The sequence below is a fragment of the Streptomyces sp. NPDC002730 genome, from assembly GCF_042888805.1.
In the GTDB taxonomy this organism is placed as follows: domain Bacteria; phylum Actinomycetota; class Actinomycetes; order Streptomycetales; family Streptomycetaceae; genus Streptomyces.
The window spans coordinates 355,416-373,401 of sequence record NZ_JBIAQG010000011.1; the positions used below are offsets into that span (position 1 = coordinate 355,416).

Below are 17,986 nucleotides of genomic sequence, written 5' to 3' on the forward strand. Positions count from 1 at the left end.
CCGGCTCCAACCGAAGGGACGCGTATGCCTCAGCCGTACGACGTGATCACGATGGGCCGGATCAGCGTGGACCTCTATCCGCTGCGGACCGGGGTTCCGTTGGCGCAGGTCGACACGTTCGGGAAGTTCCTCGGCGGCTCGGCCACGAATGTCGCGGTGGGTGCCGCCCGGCTGGGCCGGCGGACGGCGGTGATCACCCGCACCGGGCAGGACGCCTTCGGCGACTATCTCCACCAGGCGCTGGGGGAGTTCGGGGTCGACGACCGCTGGGTGACTCCGGTGGCCGCGTACCCGACCCCGGTCACCTTCTGCGAGATCTTCCCTCCGGACAACTTCCCGCTCTACTTCTACCGGCAGCCGAAAGCACCCGATCTCGAGATCCACCAGCACGAGCTGGATATGGCGGCGATCCGCGAGGCGAGAGTCTTCTGGATGACCGGCACGGGCCTGTGCGCGGAACCGAGCCGCACCGCGACGCTGGCCGCGCTCGCCCACCGCGCCAAGTCCGGCACCACCGTCTTCGACCTGGACTGGCGGCCCATGTTCTGGGGAGATCCGGACGAGGCGCGGCCGTACTACACGCAGGCCCTCGCGCAGGCCACCGTGGCCGTCGGCAATCTCGAGGAGTGCGAGATCGCCACCGGTGAGCGCGAGCCGTACGCCGCCGCGCGTGCGCTCCTTGCCGCCGGCGTCGAGCTCGCCGTCGTCAAGCAGGGTCCCAAGGGCGTCCTCGCCGTTCACCGCGACGGGACAAAGGCCGAGGTCCCGCCGGTCCCCGTCGAGGTGGTCAACGGTCTGGGCGCGGGCGACGCGTTCGGCGGGGCGCTCTGCCACGGGCTGCTGTCGGGCTGGGAGTTGGAGCGCATCATGCGGTACGCCAACGCGGCCGGAGCCATCGTCGCCGCCCGCCTCGCCTGCTCCACCGCGATGCCGTATGCCGCCGAGGTCGACCAGGTCCTCGAGGGCGCCCCCGTCCCTCCCGGACCCTCAATCCCGCCCGAACCCTCAATCCCGCCCGGAGCCGCCTCGTGAGTCGCGTCGACATCGGCGAGCTCGTCGGGATCCGCACCCGCCACCCCGAGGCCGTCGCCGAAGCCGCCACCCGGCGGCGCAGGCGGCCCCGGCTCATAGGCGAGAGCGGCCGACTGATGATCATCGCCGCCGACCACCCCGCCCGTGGCGCCCTCGCCGTCGGCGACCGTCACCTCGCCATGGCCAACCGCTTCGACCTGCTGGAGCGGCTCTGCCTCGCCCTCTCCCGCCCCGGCGTCGACGGCGTCCTCGCCACCGCCGACATCCTCGACGACCTGCTCCTCCTCGGTGCCCTCGAGGACAAGGTCGTGATGGGCTCGATGAACCGCGGAGGCCTCGCGGGCGCGGCCTTCGAGCTCGACGACCGGTTCACCGGCCACCGCGCCAAGGACCTGGACCGGCTCGGTTTCGACGCGGGCAAACTGCTGCTCCGCATCGACTACGAGGACCCGGCCTCGCTCGACACACTGCACGCCACCGCCCGCGCCGTCGACGAGATGGCCGAGCGTCAGCTTCCCGTCTTCATCGAGCCCTTCATCTGTCACCGCGTCGACGGCCGCCTCCGCAACGATCTCAGCGCCGAAGCCGTCACCCGGTCCATCGCCATCGCCTCCGGTCTGGCCGGCACCTCCGCGTACACCTGGCTGAAGGTCCCCGTGACCGACGACCCCGAAGACATGGCGGCCGTGATGGAGACCTCGACCCTCCCCGCGGTCCTCCTCGGCGGCGAGATCGGGGACGACCAGCACGGTGCGTACGAGAAATGGCGTGGAGCGCTGCAACTGCCCACCGTCCAGGGACTGGTGGTGGGACGCTCGCTGCTCTATCCGGTCGACGGGGACGTCGCCGGGGCGGTCGATACGGCCGTCGGACTGCTGTAGGGGGTACGGAGAAGGCATGAGCGACGAAAAGCTGCAGGAGCTGTACGTACCGGCGGGTGCCGCGGCGCGGGGCCCCTACGCTCTGCGCATCGACCCCCAACAGGCCGGCTGGGGGTACTCCAGCCTGCGTGTACTGGAGCTGGAGCCCGGCGCCTCACACTCCCTCGCCGCCGGGGACAGTGAGTGGATCGTGCTGCCGCTCGCCGGCGGTTGCACAGTGCGCACACAAGGCGAGACCTTTGAACTGCTGGGCAGGGAAAGCGTGTTCGGCGGAGTGACGGACTTCGCCTATGTGCCGCGCGATGCCCATGCACAGATCGCCTCCGGTGCGGGAGGCCGCTTCGCCCTGGCAGGAGCGAAGTGCGAGCGCCGACTCCCCGCTCGCTACGGCCCCGCGCCGGAGGTACCGGTCGAGCTGCGCGGCTCGGGCAGCTGCTCGCGGCAGGTGAACAACTTCGCCGCGGCAGACACCTTCGTCTGCGACAAGCTCATCGCGGTCGAGGTGCTCACGCCCGGCGGCAACTGGTCCTCGTACCCGCCGCACAAGCACGACGAGCACCGCCCCGGCGTCGAGTCCGAGCTCGAGGAGATCTACTACTTCGAGATCGACCGCGGCGGCATGGGCTACCACCGGGTCTCTCCGTCGAGGCCCGGCGGTACGGACATCCTCGCCGAGGTCCGTACGGGTGACGCCGTCCTCATCCCCGACGGCTGGCACGGCCCGTCCATCGCCGCGCCCGGCCGGGACATGTACTACCTCAATGTGATGGCGGGCCCGGGCGCCACCAGGGAGTGGCTGATCTGCGACCACCCCGACCACGGCTGGATCCGCGACACCTGGCCGGAGCAGCCCGTCGACCCCCGGCTGCCGCTGTACGAGGCCGAGGAGGGCCAGCAATGAGTTCGGGAACGAATACGCGCCGACTCACCGTCGCCCAGGCGCTCGTCGCCTTCCTCGCCCGCCAGTACACCGAGCGCGACGGCCGCCGCCACCGCCTGATCAACGCCACTTGGGGCATCTTCGGCCACGGCAATGTGGCCGGCCTCGGCCAGGCGCTGCTGGAGTCCGGTGCCACTGCGCAGTCCGGGGAGACGCCCCCCGGCCCCGCCATGCCGTACTTCCAGGGCCGCAACGAACAGGCCATGGTGCACGCCGCCGTCGGCTACGCCCGCCAGTCCCGGCGCCTCTCCGCCCACGCCGTCACCACCTCCATCGGCCCGGGCGCGACCAACCTCGTCACCGGCGCCGCGCTTGCCACCGTCAACCGGCTGCCCGTCCTCCTGCTGCCCGGCGATGTGTTCGCGACCCGGCCCGCCGACCCGGTTCTCCAGCAGCTCGAAGTCCCGTACGCGGGCGATGTGTCGGTCAACGACGCCCTGCGCCCCGTCTCCCGCTACTTCGACCGTGTCACCCGTCCCGAAGCACTGATTCCGACGGCGCTGCAGGCGATGCGTGTGCTCGCCGACCCGGCCGAGACCGGTGCGGTCACGCTCGCGCTGCCGCAGGATGTGCAGGCCGAGGCGTACGACTGGCCGGAGGACTTCTTCGCCGAGCGCGTCTGGCAGGTGTGCCGCCCGCGGCCCGACCTGGACGCGCTGGACGCGGCGCGCCGCGCGGTGAGTGCCGCCCGCCGCCCCTTGATCGTCGCGGGCGGCGGCGTCCACCACAGCGAGGCCGAGGAGGCGCTGCGGGCCTTCGCCGAGGCGACCGGCATCCCGGTCGCCTCCACCCAGGCCGGCAAGGGCTCGCTTCCGTACGACCACCCCTGCGACGTCGGCGGCATCGGCCACACCGGCACCGCGACCGCCGACGAGCTGGCCCGTACCGCGGATCTGGTGATCGGTGTCGGCACCCGCTGGTCCGACTTCTCGACCGCCTCCGCGACCCTCTTCCAGCACCCGGCCGTCCGCTTCCTGAACCTCAACATCACCTCCTTCGACGCCCACAAGATGGCCGGTCTCTCCTTGGTTGCGGACGCCCGGACCGCACTGGACGAGCTCGCCGCCGCGCTGGGCACGCGTATGCACGTCGAGCCCGCGTACGAGACGGAGTACGCCGACGACAAGGAGCGCTGGGAGTACCGCGTCGACGCCGCGTACGAGGCCGACGACCCGGATGTCCACCCCACTCAGCCGCAGGTGCTCGGCGCACTCGACACTCTGGTCACCGGGGACGACATCGTGATCAACGCCGCGGGCTCGCTCCCCGGCGACCTCCACAAGCTGTGGCGCGCCCGTTCGGCCGACCAATACCACGTCGAGTACGGCTACTCCTGCATGGGCTACGAGATCCCCGCGGCCATCGGCGTCGCGATGGCCGCGCCTGGCCGACCCGTCTGGGCTCTCGTCGGCGACGGTACGTATCTGATGAATCCCACCGAAATCGTGACAGCCGTGCAGGAGAACATCCCTATCAAGGTCGTCATCCTGCAGAACCACGGATACGCCTCGATCGGCGGCCTGTCCGAGTCGGTCGGCGCGGAGCGCTTCGGCACCGCCTACCGCTACCGGGCCTTGGACGGTACGTACACCGGGGCTCCGCTCCCCGTCGACCTGGCCGCCAACGCAGCCTCGCTCGGAATGCGTGTGATCCGGGCCAAGACGGTGCGTGACCTGCACGAAGCGCTCTCTGAGGCGCGTGAGGCGGACGTTCCCACATGTGTCTACGTCGAGACCGAAACGGCAGACACTGTGTCGGGCGCGCCTCCGGCGCAGGCGTGGTGGGATGTTCCGGTGGCTGAGACCGCGACCCGCCCGTCGGCGGTCAAGGCCCGGAAGGAGTACGACCGGCAAGTCGCAGCCCGACGCCGCCATCTCTGAAGGAGCACGAAATGAAGACCGTCAACCACTGGATCGGTGGCAAGACCGTCGAAGGTGCGTCAGGCAACTGGGGCCCGGTCACCGACCCTGCGACCGGCGCCGTCACCACCCAGGTCGCCCTGGCCTCGGTGGAGGAGGTCGACGCGGCCGTCACGGCGGCGCGGTCGGCGTACGCGACCTGGGGCACGTCCTCGCTCGCGCAGCGGACCGGGATCCTCTTCCGCTACCGCGCACTCCTCGACGCACACCGCGACGATATCGCCGCGCTGATCACCGCCGAGCACGGCAAGGTCCACTCCGACGCGCTCGGCGAGGTCGCCCGCGGCCTGGAGATCGTGGAGCTCGCCTGCGGTATCACCACCCAGCTCAAGGGCGAGCTGTCCACCCAGGTCGCGAGCCGGGTCGACGTCTCCTCGATCCGTCAGCCGCTCGGTGTCGTCGCCGGCATCACGCCGTTCAACTTCCCGGCAATGGTGCCGATGTGGATGTTCCCGCTGGCCATCGCCTGCGGAAACACCTTCGTGCTGAAGCCGAGCGAGAAGGACCCGTCGGCCGCCAACTTCCTTGCCGAGCTGGCTTCGGAGGCCGGGCTGCCCGACGGCGTGCTCAATGTCGTCCACGGCGACAAGGTCGCGGTCGACGCGCTGCTGGCGCACCCGGACGTCAGCGCGGTCTCCTTCGTCGGCTCCACCCCGATCGCCCGCTACATCCACTCCACCGCCTCCGCCAACCACAAGCGCGTCCAGGCGCTCGGCGGCGCGAAGAACCACATGCTGGTGCTCCCGGACGCGGACCTGGACGCGGCCGCGGACGCCGCGGTCTCGGCGGCGTACGGCTCGGCCGGCGAGCGCTGCATGGCCATCTCCGCGGTCGTCGCGGTCAGTTCCATCGCCGATGAGCTGGTGGAGAAGATCCGCGAACGCGCCGAGAAGATCAAGATCGGCCCCGGCGACGACCCGACGTCGGAGATGGGCCCCCTGATCACCAAGGCCCACCGCGACAAGGTCGCCTCGTACGTCACGGGCGCGGCGGCGCAGGGTGCGAAGGTCGTTCTGGACGGCACGGGCCACACGGTCGACGGCTTCGAGGACGGCCACTGGATCGGCCTGTCGCTCCTCGACCACGTCTCCACCGACTCCGACGCCTACCGCGACGAGATCTTCGGCCCGGTGCTGTGCGTGCTGCGTGCGGAGACGTACGAGGAGGGCGTGGCGCTGATCAACGCCTCCCCCTTCGGCAACGGCACCGCGATCTTCACCCGTGACGGTGGTGCGGCCCGCCGCTTCCAACTGGAGATCGAGGCGGGCATGGTCGGCGTGAACGTCCCGATCCCCGTGCCGGTGGGCTACCACTCCTTCGGCGGCTGGAAGGACTCGCTCTTCGGCGACCACCACATCTACGGCAACGACGGCGTGCACTTCTACACTCGGGGTAAGGTCGTCACCACCCGCTGGCCGGACCCGTCGGATGCGCCGACCGGCGTGGACCTGGGCTTCCCGCGCAACCACTGACAGCAACAGTCGACAGGCACCGGGCCCGTACGGAACTCCGTATCCGTACGGGCCGCGCCTTCTCTGTACGGCGCGGCCATCTCGCCCACAGCGGCGCGCCCGCACTTCATGTGCGACGGCACTTCGGGGTCGCCGACATACCGTGGACTGTATATTTCACCCATTTCCTACTTATTGGTTCATTCGTGTGGCCGATAGCGATGGGGGCGCGTTCGTCGTTGAGAGGGCTGTGACCACGCCAACTTCACAGCCCAAGTCGCTCAACCCACGTGCCGAGGGATTGTCTCTGTGGCCCATGTGCACCAGTAGGGAAGGTGCCGTCGCCCTGGTCCGCCCGCGGGAGTGCACCGCGGAACTGGCGGACTTCATGGCGGCCATGGACCTGATCCAGGCCGATTACACCCGCCGCTCCCCCGCGTGACCGCCCCGCATGGGGTCGCACACTTCCGCCGCGGCCCCCTGCCGGAGCCGCAATTGCCACCACCACTGGACATCGTCCACGGTAGGAATCACATGTATGACAGGCATGACCACTTCGGGGCGTACGGCACTCCTGCTGAGCAGTACGACGACGCGTACGCAGCCCTCTCCGGCCAGTGGGACGGTTACAGTTCCGCCGACCAGTGGAACGGCTACGGTTCCGCGTTCGGGCAGGAACCATTCTCTGCTCCGGACCTCGACGTTCTGCAGGGGCGCTGGGAACCGGACGTCGAACTGACGCAGCTGCTGCAGGAAACGCCCGACCCCGTGGAACTGCCGCAGCCCGCAATGGATCTGCGGCGGCCCCCAACGATCGGCCCGTCCTGCCACCGTCGGCGCCCGATGCACAAGGTGAAGCCGAGAGCGTGGAAGCTCGTCCGCAACCAGTCCCTGAACTACGCCATCGCAACGGTGAGTGTGGTCATCATTGCCGTCGTGAGCGTCCTCGGGTGCCTGCTCACGCACGAAATCCTGCGGCATGCCGCTGCCCCTGGTGCCGCGTACAGCCTTTCGCCCTGGTGGCCGGCGCTGGTGTACGGACCCTGGACGGTCGCATCGCTCTCGATCCTGCGAGCCACGCTGCATCGCCGCCGCGCTCCCCACGCCTGGGCCATCGCCCTGTTCTTCTGTGTGCTCGCCGCGCTTACGTGCATCGCCGCGGCGCCCAGGACCCTCAGTGGAGCGGGCGTCGCCGCTCTCCCCGCCATCGCGACCATGGCCTGCTTCCACCAGCTCGTACGCCACATCACGCTCACCCGGCCGGCCCGCCGCGAGGTGGGTTTCTGGTGCAAATCCGCACGCCCCTGCTCAAGTCCTGACCATCCGGAGTCGCTGTAGGCGCAGGACAAGCCGGCAGAAAACGTCGCGAGCAGACTACTGCCCGAGGAGCGCCGTGCCCGGATGGGCAGGAGCTCCTCGGGCAGCAGCAGCTCAGCTGGAACACCGAATCGGCTGGAACAACAGCCAACCGGCTAGGACGGATCGGCTAGAACAGCGAATGCAGCAGCTTGTTCGGCGAACCCGTCCGCGGGTCCTGGACCTTGCCGCTCGTCGCGCCGTTCACCAGCGCGTCCCGGACCTGAACCGGGGTCGCGGTGGCGTGGGTCGCCAGATATAGCGCCGCGACGCCCGCTGTGTGTGGGGTGGCCATCGAGGTGCCGGAGATCGTGTTCGTCGCCGTGTTGCTGTCCTTCCACGATGAGGTGATGTTCACGCCCGGCGCGAACAGATCCAGGCAGGTGCCGTAGTTGGAGAACGACGCCCTCCGGTCCGTGTTGTCCGTCGCGCCAACCGTGATCGCCTCGGGGACGCGGGCCGGCGAGTAGTTGCACGCGTTCATCGGCAGGCCGAGGAAGTTGCCATTACCCGCGGCAATCGAGTAGCTCACGCCCGATGCGATGGACTTCTTCACCGCGTTGTCCAGCGCCGCGTCCGCGCCACCGCCCAGGCTCATGTTCGCCACAGCCGGCTTCTTCGCGTTCGCGGTCACCCAGTCGATGCCCGCGATGACCCCGGCCGTCGTACCGGAGCCCTGGCAGTCCAGGACGCGTACGGCCACGAGCTTGACGCCCTTGGCGACGCCGTACGTCTTGCCACCGACCGTGCCGGCGACATGCGTGCCGTGGCCGTTGCAGTCCTGGCCGTTCTGGCCGCCGCCCACCGTGTCCGTGCCGACGCTCGCGCGGCCGCCGAACTCGCTGTGGGAGGTGCGGATCCCGGTGTCGATGATGTACGCGGTCACATTCGACGCATTGGTGTTGTAGGTGTATGTCTTCGACAGCGGCAGATTCCGCTGGTCGATACGGTCGATGCCCCACGTGGCATTGGTCTGGGTCTCGTTGATGCGGATCGTGGCGTTCTGCTGGACGTACGCCACGCGCGGATCGGCGGAGAGTTTTGCGGCCTTTGCGTCGGACATCGACGCGGAGAAACCCTGGAGAGCCTTGCGGTAGGTGTGGCTGGGCGTGACGCCCAGGTCGGCGGCGTGCGTGGTGCCGTCCTTCAGGACGACAATCCAGCTGTTCTGCACGGCAGTTGCAGTGGGAGCGAGACGAAGATCGCCGATGGGCGCGCTGTGCGCGGTGGGGGAGGCGGCGAACTGGAGACCGGCCGCAAGGGCGATTGCGGGTATCAGCGCCCCGAAGCGCCGGGCAGTGGCTTTCATCTCGTGCACCTACCTTTCGTTGACCGTTAACGGACAAGTACGGGAGTGCATGGTGCCAGGAGCTGCATATGCGCTGACCAGGGTCTCGTGACGTGACGTGCGAAACAAGACAGCATCGCCACTTACTGCATGACGGACCCACACATTGTGAACACCCGTCCGGCCGGGAGGTTGCTCGCAAACCGCCCATGGGACAGCCAGGGCAACGGACGTGTCCGCTAGTGGGCGGGGAACTCCCAGGTGAGCATGGCGAACACCCCGTCGTCCTTCGCGCCCGTCGAGCGGTACGTCGCCAGCGCCGGATCGTTGTCCGTGTCCACGCCGACCCACATGTCGTAGCAGCCCCGCTCCCGCGCCACCTCGATCAGCGCCTCGGTCAGCGCCCGCCCGATGCCGCGTCTGCGGTACGCCGGGTCCACCGACAGCTCGTACAGGCACATCTCCGTGCCCTTGTCGGGGTGGAGCATCTCGATGCCGGAGACCATCCCGGCCGGCGCCCCGTCGACGTACGCGATCAGCATCAGATGCCCGGTGGCGGCAAGGAAACGCTCGGCCCACTCCGCCCGCGGGGGTCCGTCGTAGAGATGCTCGGCCGCGGTGAGCTCGGACACGGTCGTCGCGCGCCGGATGTCCATATGGAGGTCCATGTGGGTCCCTTCCCCCAGGGGCGCATACCGCGTCTGGTGTACGGCGACCGTACTCCGTACTACTTGCGGAGGCTCGTGAGTTCCCCCTGGCGGCAGCCGAGACGGCACAGGGGATCCGCTTAGGGTTTCAAGCATGCAGATCCGACTTCCCCGGCCGCGCGGCCGATGGCTCGCAGGCGTCGCCGCCTTCGCCGTCCTCGCCGGCGCGGGCACCTGGACCGCGGTCGCTGATGACAGCGCACCGCCTGTGCACCGTGAGGACCGGGTGCAGGAGATGCCCGGGGCGAGGATCGACACCTCCTACTTCACGACGGGCGGCAAGGACCGCAGGCCCGCCGTCCTCCTCGGGCACGGCTTCGGCGGCAGCAAGGACGATGTACGCGCCCAGGCCGAGCAGTTGGCCCGCGACGGATATGCCGTGCTGACCTGGTCCGCCCGCGGCTTCGGCGATTCCACCGGGAAGATCGGGCTCAACGACCCGGACTTCGAGGTCAAGGACGTCTCGCGGCTGATCGACTGGCTGGCGGAGCGTCCCGAGGTACAGCTGGACGCGGACGGCGATCCGCGCGTGGGTGTCACCGGCGCCTCGTACGGCGGGGCGATCTCGCTCCTCGCAGCCGGCTACGACAAGCGGGTCGACGCGATCGCACCCCAGATCACCTACTGGAACCTGGCCGACGCACTCTTCCCGAACGGCGTCTTCAAGAAGCTCTGGGCCGGGATCTTCTTCTCGACCGGCTCGACGGGCTCGGCGGGTTCGGTGGCGGGTACGGGCTCGGAACCCCCGGCCGATGAGCCCGCACCGGACGCCCCGGCGGGTCGGGCGGCGGCGCCCGGCGATGCGGCCAAGGCCAAGGCGGCCAAGGCGGCCAAGGCGGCCAAGGCGGCCAAGGCCGAGGCGGCCGGTGCCGCGGTCCCCGCCGCCCCGAGCGGCTGCGGGCGCTTCGAGCCTGCGCTCTGCGCCATGTACGAGCGCGTCGCCGTCGCCGGAAAGCCCGACGCCGCCGCCCGTACGCTCCTCGAATCCCGCAGCCCCTCCGCCGTCGGCGACCGCATCAAGGTGCCCGCGCTCATCGTGCAGGGCCAGGCCGACTCGCTCTTCCCGCTCACGCACGCCGACACCATGGCGAAGAAGATCAGCGCGAACGGCGCGCCCGTCTCCGTCGACTGGATCGCGGGCGGCCACGACGGCGGCGACCGGGAGACCGGCCGCGTCGAGGGCTGTATCAGCCACTGGTTCGACCGGTACCTCAAGCAGGACAAGGGCGTGGATACCGGGCCCGCCTTCCGCGTCAGCCGGACCGGAGGCGTCGACTCCACCGACGGTCAGGCCCTGCTGCGCGGCGCGACCGGCAACGTCTATCCGGGGCTCGGCAGCGGCGCGCGACAGGTCACGCTCAACGGCCGCGCGCAGACCTTCGCCAATCCGGCCGGCGCCAACCCGCCCGCCATCTCGGCCGTCCCCGGCCTCAGCGGCGGCCTCACCCAGCTCTCCTCTCTCGGCCTCGGACTCTCCCTCGACTTTCCCGGACAGTTCGCGCGCTTCGACTCCGCGCCGCTGGCCGAGTCGCTGCGGATCACCGGCTCGCCAACCGTCAAGGTCAAGGTGACCTCGAACAGTGGCGACGCGGTCCTGTTCGGGAAGGTGTACGACGTCGGGCCCAACGGCCGTGAGCAGGTGCTGCCCTCCCAGCTCGTCGCGCCGGTCCGGGTCGAGGGTGCCGAGCACGGCAAGGACGTAGAGCTGACCCTGCCGGCCGTCGACCACGAGGTGGACGCCGGGCACCGGCTGCGCCTGGTCCTGTCCGCGACCGACCTCGGCTATGCGTCTCCGCCCGCCCCCGCCGCGTACTCCGTCGAACTCCTCGGCAGCGGCGCACTGGCCGTGCCCACGGCGCCCGCCGTGAAGACGCAGGCCGCGGGACTGCCCTGGTGGACCTGGGTCCTCCCCGCCACGGGCGCCCTGTTGGCGGCGGCCCTGCTGATCACCGCCCGCCGCCGTGCGGTCGCTCCGGCACCCGACCCCGAGCTCGCCGAAGTGCCCCTGCAGATCACCGGGTTGACCAAGCGGTACTCCAAGTCCGCCGACCGGTACGCCGTACGGGAGCTCTCCTTCCGTGTCGAGAAGGGCCAGGTACTCGGCCTCCTCGGCCCCAACGGCGCGGGCAAGACCACCACCCTGCGCATGCTGATGGGCCTCATCCGGCCGGACGACGGCGAGATCCGTGTCTTCGGCCACGCCATCAGGCCCGGCGCACCGGTCCTCTCCCGGGTCGGCGCGTTCGTCGAGGGTGCGGGCTTCCTGCCGCATCTTTCGGGACGCGACAACCTGGAGCTGTACTGGCGGGCCACCGGCCGCCCCGCGAGTGACGCCCATATCGAGGAGGCCCTGGAGATCGCCGGCCTCGGCGATGCCCTCGCCCGCGCCGTACGCACCTACTCGCAGGGCATGCGCCAGCGCCTCGCCATCGCTCAGGCCATGCTCGGCATGCCGGATCTGCTCATCCTCGACGAGCCGACGAACGGCCTCGACCCGCCGCAGATCCGCGAGATGCGGGACGTGATGATCCGGTACGCGGCCGCAGGCCGGACCGTCATCGTCTCCAGCCACCTTCTGTCGGAGGTCGAGCAGTCCTGCACACATCTGGTGGTCATGGACCGTGGGCGGCTGGTGCAGGCAGGACCGGTCGCGGAGATCACCGGCGAGAGCGACACCCTGCTGGTCACCACGGCGGAGGGGGTGCCGGAGCCGTTGATCGAGAAGATCGCCGCGCTGCCGGGTATCGGTTCCGCGTCCCGTACGGACGAAGGACTGCTCGTACGCCTCGACGGAGCCACCGCCACCGGCATGATCGCCGAACTCCTCCGGCTGGACGTCCCGTTGACGGGTGTCGGTCCGCATCGCCGCCTGGAGGACGCCTTCCTCACCCTGATCGGAGGTTCCGCATGAGCACGCTGGTCGAGTCGGCCCCGGGCTACCGGGCACGGCACACGCTGCCGCTGCGTGTCGAGGCCGTACGGCAGCTGAAGCGCAGGCGGACGCTGGTGATGGCGGGGATCCTTGCCGCGCTGCCCCTCATCCTGATCGCCGCCTTCGCGATCGGCGGCACGCCGGACGGTGGGGACAGCAGCCGGGTGACCCTGATGGACACGGCCACCGCGTCCGGCGCGAACTTCGCCGCCACCTGTCTGTTCGTCTCGGCGGGCTTCCTGTTGGTGGTGCCGGTGGCGCTGTTCCACGGGGACACCGTGGCCTCGGAGGCGAGCTGGTCCTCTCTGCGCTATCTGCTGGCCGCCCCCGTCCCGCGCTCCCGGCTGCTGTGGTCCAAGCTGGCGGTGGCGCTCGGCTTCAGCGCGGCGGCGATGGTGCTGCTGCCGCTGGTCGGTCTGGCGGCGGGGACCATGGCATACGGCTGGGGCCCGCTGAAGCTGCCCACGGGTGGCGGCTCCCTGGCCGCCGGCGACACCGTGGCGCGTCTTGCGCTGGTCGTGGCGTTCATCTTTGTCTCCCAACTGGTTACGGCGGGGCTTGCGTTCTGGCTGTCCACCAAGACCGACGCCCCGCTCGGAGCGGTCGGCGGAGCGGTCGGGTTGACGATCATCGGCAATGTGCTGGATGCGGTGACCGCCCTCGGCTCGTGGCGTGATGTGCTGCCCGCGCACTGGCAGTTCGCCTGGATCGACGCGCTGCAGCCACAGCTGGAGTGGAACGGCATGGTGAAGGGCGCGGCGGTCTCAGTGACCTACGCCCTGGTCCTCTTCGCGCTTGCCTTCCGGAACTTCTCCCGCAAGGACATCGTGTCGTAGGGGATGCCATAGGACATGCCGTACGAGGAGTCGCAGGAGGTCTCGCAGGGCGTGCCGCAGGATGTCTCGCCGGGCTCTTGCTAGACCCAGCCCCGACGAGCCGCTTCCGCTCCCGCCCGGAAGCGGCTCGTCGTGCCGAGGGTAGTGAGCAGTTGACCGACGCGGCGGCTGTACGTACGCCCTGACATGCCGAGCCGGGTCGCGGCCGTCTCGTCCGTGAGCCCGGCCAGCAGGGCCTGCAGGACCGGCTGCAGATGGACGGGTAAGGCGCCGGGTATGGCCTGCCCGGTCAGATCGTCGCCGGTGTCCCACCAGGAGCGGTGCGCACGGACCAGGGCCTGGACGACAACGGGATCGCGGATCAGCAGCAGACCGTTGTAGTGCAGTTCGAGGTCGAGGGGGACGGCCGCGACCGTACGATCCGCGACGATCATCTTGAACGGGATCGAGTCAGTCACCCGGGCCGCGCCGGGACTGAGCCAGGGTGCCGTGAGATGAGTCAGTCCGTGCCGGGGTGCGATCCACCGTACCGTCGCGGTCTGTGCGGCGGCTGTGCGCACGCATGCGCCGGCGAACTCCAGGAAGGGCTCCGGGATGCCGTGGCCCAGTGCGCCGGCCGGATTGTCGAAGCTGAGGAGCTCATGGCGAGCGGAGCGGACCAGGCTGGTCAGGGCCGCTTTCACCTGTGCCACTCCGTGAACCGGCTGCCCCGGCACCTCCCGCAGAACGGCCCGCGAAATCTCCTTTGAAACCTCCTTTGAAACGTCCCGCGAAACCTCCCGTGGGACTTGCCGCGAAACCTCCCGGCCGAGCACGGAGCCCGGAACCATCCCCACGACCATGGCCGATCACCCCCGTCAATCCGCCTGCCAGGCCGCGTGTCAAACCGCCTGACGATCCGCGCGGTCCGTCCCCTCGGAGCCGTGCGCCACTCCATGAACGCATATGGCTGCGCATGGTGACAAGCGGCTGCTCAGGGACTGGCGAGTCCTTGCCAGTCCCTTTGGTTCCGACGCCGGGGCGGGGCACGCTTGAGGCACGAGAGTCGCAGAGTGAGTTGGAAAGAGAGCTGATCGAGCCCTTGAGCCACTGAGGGGGTTGCCCTCCCGGCCGGGGGTAACTTCCGCCCGCCGTTGCCGCATTGAGATCCATCCGCAACTCGTTCGTCTGCTCCTTCGGGCCTCCTCGAACGTCACATTCACAAGTGCTGACGATCCAGGGGAGCCCAGATGAAGCTCTGCGCAAGGACGTACAGGGGAGCGCTGGCCGCGGTTCTGGCCGGCGGCATGCTGCTCACCACCGGCTGCAGTGGAAGCGGCCAGGACAACCGGGCCTCCCGAAGTGGTGCCGAACAGGGGGCGCACGACGGCGCGAAGCCGGCACCCGCGCCGAGAGCGCCGGACGGCGGCGGAGGAGCGCCCGCAGCCGGGACGGACGGTGCGAAGGAGGCCGAGCGGCGCGGCGACGAGTTCCAGGAGTCCAAACCGGCGGCCGACTATCTGTCGACCTTCGCGCTCGACGTGGACACCGCCTCGTACGGCTATGCCCGCCGCACGCTTGCCGACGGGCAACGGCCGAAGCGGGCCGACATCCGGCCTGAGGAGTTCATCAACAGCTTCCGCCAGGACTATCCGAGGCCGAAGAGCAACGGCTTCTCGGTGACGGTCGACGGTGCGCGTCCCCGGAGCGCCGAGGGCGAGGCCGGCGGCGAGGACTGGTCGCTCGTACGCGTCGGACTCTCCACCCGCCCCTCCGACAGCAAGGGCGAACGGCCGCCCGCCGCCCTCACGTTCGTGATCGACATCTCCGGCTCCATGGCCGAGCCCGGCCGGCTCGACCTGGTCAAGGAGTCGCTGGGCATCCTCACCGACGCGCTGCGCGACGACGACTCGATCGCCATCGTCACCTTCAGCGACGAGGCCGAGACACGGCTGTCGATGACCCGGATCGACGACAACCGCGACCGTATCCACACGGTGATCGACGGCCTGGAGCCGACCGACTCCACCAATGTGGAGGCGGGCGTACGGGCCGGTTACGACGAGGCCGTCGAGGGGCGCAGGCGCGGAGCCACCAACCGCGTCGTCCTGCTCTCCGACGCACTCGCCAACACCGGCGAGACCGATGCCGACGCGATCCTCGGCCGGATCGACGATGCCCGCCGCGAGTATGGCATCACGCTCTTCGGCGTCGGCGTCGGCAGCGAGTACGGCGATGCGCTGATGGAGCGGCTCGCCGACAAGGGCGACGGGCACACCACGTATGTCTCCACCAGCGAGCAGGCCAGGAAGGTCTTCGTCGACCAGTTGCCCACCCATGTCGAACTGCGCGCCCGGGACGCCAAGGCGCAGGTGGCCTTCGACCCGAAGACCGTCAAGCAGTTCCGGCTCATCGGGTACGAGAACCGCGCGGTCGCGGACGAGGACTTCCGTAACGACCGTGTGGACGGTGGCGAGATAGGCCCCGGTCACACGGTGACGGCGCTCTATGCCGTACGGCTCCGGGAAGGCGCGAGCGGCCATCTCGCGACGGCTACGGTGCGCTGGCTCGACCCCAATACGCGGGCGCCGCACGAGCAGACGGGCTCGGTCGAGACGGACGCGGTCGACGGCGCGCTGTGGGACGGCGCCTCCAAGAGGCTCCAGGTCACCGCGGTCGCGGCGTACTTCGCCGAGTCGCTGCGGGGCGGTTCGATGCCGGGCGCGCCGGGGCTCGGTGAACTCGCCGAACGGGCCAGGAAGCTGGCGGGCTCGACGGAGGACAGCTCGGTGCGCCAGCTGGCGGACGCGATCGGGCAGGCGCAGCGGCTGAGGGACTGAGCGTGGGGGCCACGGGCGCACTTCGCTGTCCGGAGTCCGCTGTCCGGACTCCGGGGACGGGGCTGTGGCGTCCCGCCTGCGGCGGGGGCCGAGGCTTTCCCTCACGGATCCGGCAGTGTCCGCACCGCAAGGTTGCTGCATCGCCCGCCCCACCGCGCCATGATGTGCGCCATGGCCACTCTTCTGCTCGCCCTAGCCATCATCTCCACAGGCCTGTACGCGGGCATGATGCTGATCTTCCGGACCGGGATCATGCCCGCGCTCGCCCGGCTTTCGGACGACCAGTTCGTGCCGGCCATGAACCGCATCAACGAGACCGTGCCGCGGGCCGTGTTCATTCTGGTCTTCCTCGCGATCATGGTGTTCCCGGCCGTGGCCCTCGCCGTCCCGGTCGACGGCCGCACGGACACCCAGCGGTGGCTGATCATCGCGGGCCTGGTCTGCGCCGTCCTCAACAACCTCATCACCATCGGTGGCAACATCCCGCTGAACAACGCTCTCGCCTCGGCCGAGTCGGCCTCCCCGGCTGTCCCCACCGGCCAGGCGCGCGCCGCGTTCGAGTCCCGCTGGAACCTCTTCCATCTGATCCGGACCCTGTTCACGCTCGCATCGTTTGTGCTGCTGGTCACTGCCGCGCTGTAGCCTCGTACGCCGACATACGGCCCCCACTTGCTTCTGCTGCAGCGAATATCTGTCGCAGCAGGTTCAGAAATTTGCGCGGTGTGTGCCGAGCGTTCATGGGGGTGACGGGCGAAAAAGTAGTACCTGCCCTGCTCGGATGCTCGCGCCGTGCTACCGTTGATCCCAGTTGCAGTTGTGGTTCCCATAGACTTCAAGTGCCTTTGATGGCTTTATGTCATCGGGCACTTTTGTATTTTCGGTGATGTTTTCCGGACGGGGTAATCATCGCGGCGACGCCAGGGTTCGCACCGTGCGAACCCCGGGCACTGCCCCGAAGGAGATATGACATGGCTACTGGCACCGTCAAGTGGTTCAACGCGGAAAAGGGTTTCGGCTTCATCGAGCAGGACGGCGGCGGCCCCGACGTCTTCGCCCACTACTCGAACATCGCCACCCAGGGCTTCCGTGAGCTTCAGGAAGGCCAGAAGGTGAACTTCGACGTCACGCAGGGCCAGAAGGGCCCGCAGGCGGAGAACATCGTTCCCGCCTGACGCTGACACGCACGACACAGCTGGGGCGCGCACCTTGGGGTGCGGGCCCCAGCTCGTTGCTGTTTGCAGGGTTTGCGCGACGCGCCGTAATGGTTTGCCCGCGCCCCCATGATCCGGCCCCAGCCGCCTCATCCTGTGGATCCCAGGCGGCCCGATGCCAGGCGTCGCCATTTTCTGCGCCGGTGCGGCCGGCTTCGTTTCAGTCTTTTATTCGGCTCGTTCTTGCAATTCATTCGGCTCATTCCTGCCGAGAATTCCTCGATACGTGCCATATCGAGGAAGGTTCTCCATGAACCGCTCAGCTCGCACGAACGACCGTTTCTCCAACCCCCGCAAGGGTGGCTCCGCCGGTTCCGACCGGGGCGCCCGCTTCCGCCCGCAGGGCCAGGGTCGCCCCGGCAACCGTTCCGGCGGCTACGGGCGTCGTCCCGCCGCGCGGCAGGGCGAGTTCGCGCTGCCGGTCACCATCACGCCGGCCCTCCCAGCGGCCGCGACCTTCGGCGAACTCGACATGCCGGTCGAGCTGCTGAAGACGCTCACCGGCCTCGGCATGAACGAGCCGTTCCCGATCCAGGCGGCGACGCTGCCGAACTCCCTGGCCGGCCGGGACGTGCTGGGCCGCGGGCGTACCGGTTCGGGCAAGACGCTCGCCT

16 protein-coding genes are annotated in these 17,986 nt (G+C 69.5%); 13 read left to right on the forward strand and 3 right to left on the reverse strand.

Going from position 1 to position 17,986, the window contains the following annotated elements; genetic code table 11:
- The first annotated feature begins 24 nt into the window (after positions 1-24).
- From iolC to ACFYXH_RS28260, 7 genes are all read left to right on the forward strand, one after another.
- Positions 25-1,032 (forward strand): 5-dehydro-2-deoxygluconokinase, encoded by a 1,008-nt coding sequence (iolC, locus tag ACFYXH_RS28230; protein ID WP_389568470.1) that lies wholly within the window; start codon positions 25-27, stop codon positions 1,030-1,032.
- On the forward strand, positions 1,029-1,913 hold the full coding sequence (locus ACFYXH_RS28235; protein ID WP_389568473.1) for a deoxyribose-phosphate aldolase: 885 nt from the start codon (positions 1,029-1,031) through the stop codon (positions 1,911-1,913). Before iolC ends, ACFYXH_RS28235 begins: the two co-directional genes overlap by 4 nt.
- Before the next feature lie 16 nt (positions 1,914-1,929).
- A complete protein-coding gene (iolB, locus tag ACFYXH_RS28240; protein ID WP_389568475.1) occupies positions 1,930-2,814 on the forward strand; it encodes a 5-deoxy-glucuronate isomerase in 885 nt (294 codons plus the stop codon).
- Positions 2,811-4,733, forward strand: a complete 1,923-nt coding sequence (gene iolD, locus ACFYXH_RS28245) for a 3D-(3,5/4)-trihydroxycyclohexane-1,2-dione acylhydrolase (decyclizing) (RefSeq protein WP_389568478.1) — start codon at positions 2,811-2,813, stop codon at positions 4,731-4,733. Before iolB ends, iolD begins: the two co-directional genes overlap by 4 nt.
- 11 nt (positions 4,734-4,744) lie before the next feature.
- On the forward strand, positions 4,745-6,244 hold the full coding sequence (locus tag ACFYXH_RS28250) for a CoA-acylating methylmalonate-semialdehyde dehydrogenase (protein ID WP_389568482.1): 1,500 nt from the start codon (positions 4,745-4,747) through the stop codon (positions 6,242-6,244).
- 295 nt (positions 6,245-6,539) lie between these two features.
- Entirely contained in the window at positions 6,540-6,665 is a 126-nt protein-coding gene (locus ACFYXH_RS28255; protein ID WP_385311660.1) for a hypothetical protein, read from the forward strand.
- Positions 6,666-6,757: 92 nt separating this feature from the next.
- Positions 6,758-7,561: a DUF2637 domain-containing protein gene (locus tag ACFYXH_RS28260; RefSeq protein ID WP_389568485.1), complete on the forward strand. Its 804-nt coding sequence runs from the start codon at positions 6,758-6,760 to the stop codon at positions 7,559-7,561.
- Between the two features lie 148 nt (positions 7,562-7,709).
- On the opposite strand, the gene ACFYXH_RS28265 is transcribed toward ACFYXH_RS28260, so the two are convergent.
- Together ACFYXH_RS28265 and ACFYXH_RS28270 are read right to left on the reverse strand one after the other, a co-directional pair.
- The gene (locus ACFYXH_RS28265) at positions 7,710-8,897 is read right to left on the reverse strand and encodes a S8 family peptidase (RefSeq protein ID WP_389568488.1); all 1,188 of its coding nucleotides are present in this window, start codon (positions 8,895-8,897) and stop codon (positions 7,710-7,712) included.
- Between the two features lie 209 nt (positions 8,898-9,106).
- Complete coding sequence (locus ACFYXH_RS28270; RefSeq protein ID WP_389568558.1) at positions 9,107-9,523, reverse strand: GNAT family N-acetyltransferase; 417 nt, start codon at positions 9,521-9,523, stop codon at positions 9,107-9,109.
- Between the two features lie 145 nt (positions 9,524-9,668).
- Here ACFYXH_RS28270 and ACFYXH_RS28275 point away from each other — a divergent pair, with 145 nt between their 5' ends.
- Entirely contained in the window at positions 9,669-12,485 is a 2,817-nt protein-coding gene (locus ACFYXH_RS28275; protein ID WP_389568491.1) for an alpha/beta fold hydrolase, read from the forward strand.
- A complete protein-coding gene (locus ACFYXH_RS28280; RefSeq protein WP_327323679.1) occupies positions 12,482-13,342 on the forward strand; it encodes an ABC transporter permease in 861 nt (286 codons plus the stop codon). Before ACFYXH_RS28275 ends, ACFYXH_RS28280 begins: the two co-directional genes overlap by 4 nt.
- 80 nt (positions 13,343-13,422) lie before the next feature.
- Here ACFYXH_RS28280 and ACFYXH_RS28285 read toward each other — a convergent pair whose 3' ends face one another.
- Positions 13,423-14,025, reverse strand: coding sequence for a DNA-binding response regulator (locus tag ACFYXH_RS28285; RefSeq protein ID WP_389568494.1), 603 nt, complete (start codon positions 14,023-14,025; stop codon positions 13,423-13,425).
- Positions 14,026-14,571: 546 nt separating this feature from the next.
- Between ACFYXH_RS28285 and ACFYXH_RS28290 the strand changes: the two genes are divergently transcribed.
- The 4 genes from ACFYXH_RS28290 to ACFYXH_RS28305 all read left to right on the forward strand — a co-directional run.
- Positions 14,572-16,161 carry a von Willebrand factor type A domain-containing protein gene (locus ACFYXH_RS28290; protein ID WP_389568497.1) on the forward strand — a complete coding sequence of 530 codons (1,590 nt, stop codon included), beginning with the start codon at positions 14,572-14,574 and terminating at the stop codon, positions 16,159-16,161.
- 171 nt (positions 16,162-16,332) lie between these two features.
- Complete coding sequence (locus ACFYXH_RS28295) at positions 16,333-16,803, forward strand: DUF1772 domain-containing protein (RefSeq protein ID WP_389568500.1); 471 nt, start codon at positions 16,333-16,335, stop codon at positions 16,801-16,803.
- Positions 16,804-17,129: 326 nt separating this feature from the next.
- Positions 17,130-17,333, forward strand: coding sequence for a cold-shock protein (locus tag ACFYXH_RS28300; RefSeq protein ID WP_165245126.1), 204 nt, complete (start codon positions 17,130-17,132; stop codon positions 17,331-17,333).
- A gap of 289 nt (positions 17,334-17,622) precedes the next feature.
- Positions 17,623-17,986, forward strand: a 364-nt coding sequence (locus tag ACFYXH_RS28305) for a DEAD/DEAH box helicase (protein WP_389568503.1), incomplete at its 3' end; no start/stop codon positions are given.

What these genes read in the sequence shown, in the direction of transcription:
- ACFYXH_RS28300 (WP_165245126.1), top strand. Translation starts at nt 17,130, where the DNA reads ATGGCTACTGGCACCGTCAAGTGGTTCAACGCGGAAAAGGGTTTCGGC.
- iolD (WP_389568478.1), top strand. Translation starts at nt 2,811, where the DNA reads ATGAGTTCGGGAACGAATACGCGCCGACTCACCGTCGCCCAGGCGCTC.
- iolB (WP_389568475.1), top strand. Translation starts at nt 1,930, where the DNA reads ATGAGCGACGAAAAGCTGCAGGAGCTGTACGTACCGGCGGGTGCCGCG.
- ACFYXH_RS28280 (WP_327323679.1), top strand. Translation starts at nt 12,482, where the DNA reads ATGAGCACGCTGGTCGAGTCGGCCCCGGGCTACCGGGCACGGCACACG.
- ACFYXH_RS28260 (WP_389568485.1), top strand. Translation starts at nt 6,758, where the DNA reads ATGTATGACAGGCATGACCACTTCGGGGCGTACGGCACTCCTGCTGAG.
- ACFYXH_RS28275 (WP_389568491.1), top strand. Translation starts at nt 9,669, where the DNA reads ATGCAGATCCGACTTCCCCGGCCGCGCGGCCGATGGCTCGCAGGCGTC.
- ACFYXH_RS28250 (WP_389568482.1), top strand. Translation starts at nt 4,745, where the DNA reads ATGAAGACCGTCAACCACTGGATCGGTGGCAAGACCGTCGAAGGTGCG.
- ACFYXH_RS28290 (WP_389568497.1), top strand. Translation starts at nt 14,572, where the DNA reads ATGAAGCTCTGCGCAAGGACGTACAGGGGAGCGCTGGCCGCGGTTCTG.
- ACFYXH_RS28255 (WP_385311660.1), top strand. Translation starts at nt 6,540, where the DNA reads ATGTGCACCAGTAGGGAAGGTGCCGTCGCCCTGGTCCGCCCGCGGGAG.
- ACFYXH_RS28270 (WP_389568558.1), bottom strand. Translation starts at nt 9,523, where the DNA reads ATGGACATCCGGCGCGCGACGACCGTGTCCGAGCTCACCGCGGCCGAG.
- iolC (WP_389568470.1), top strand. Translation starts at nt 25, where the DNA reads ATGCCTCAGCCGTACGACGTGATCACGATGGGCCGGATCAGCGTGGAC.
- ACFYXH_RS28295 (WP_389568500.1), top strand. Translation starts at nt 16,333, where the DNA reads ATGGCCACTCTTCTGCTCGCCCTAGCCATCATCTCCACAGGCCTGTAC.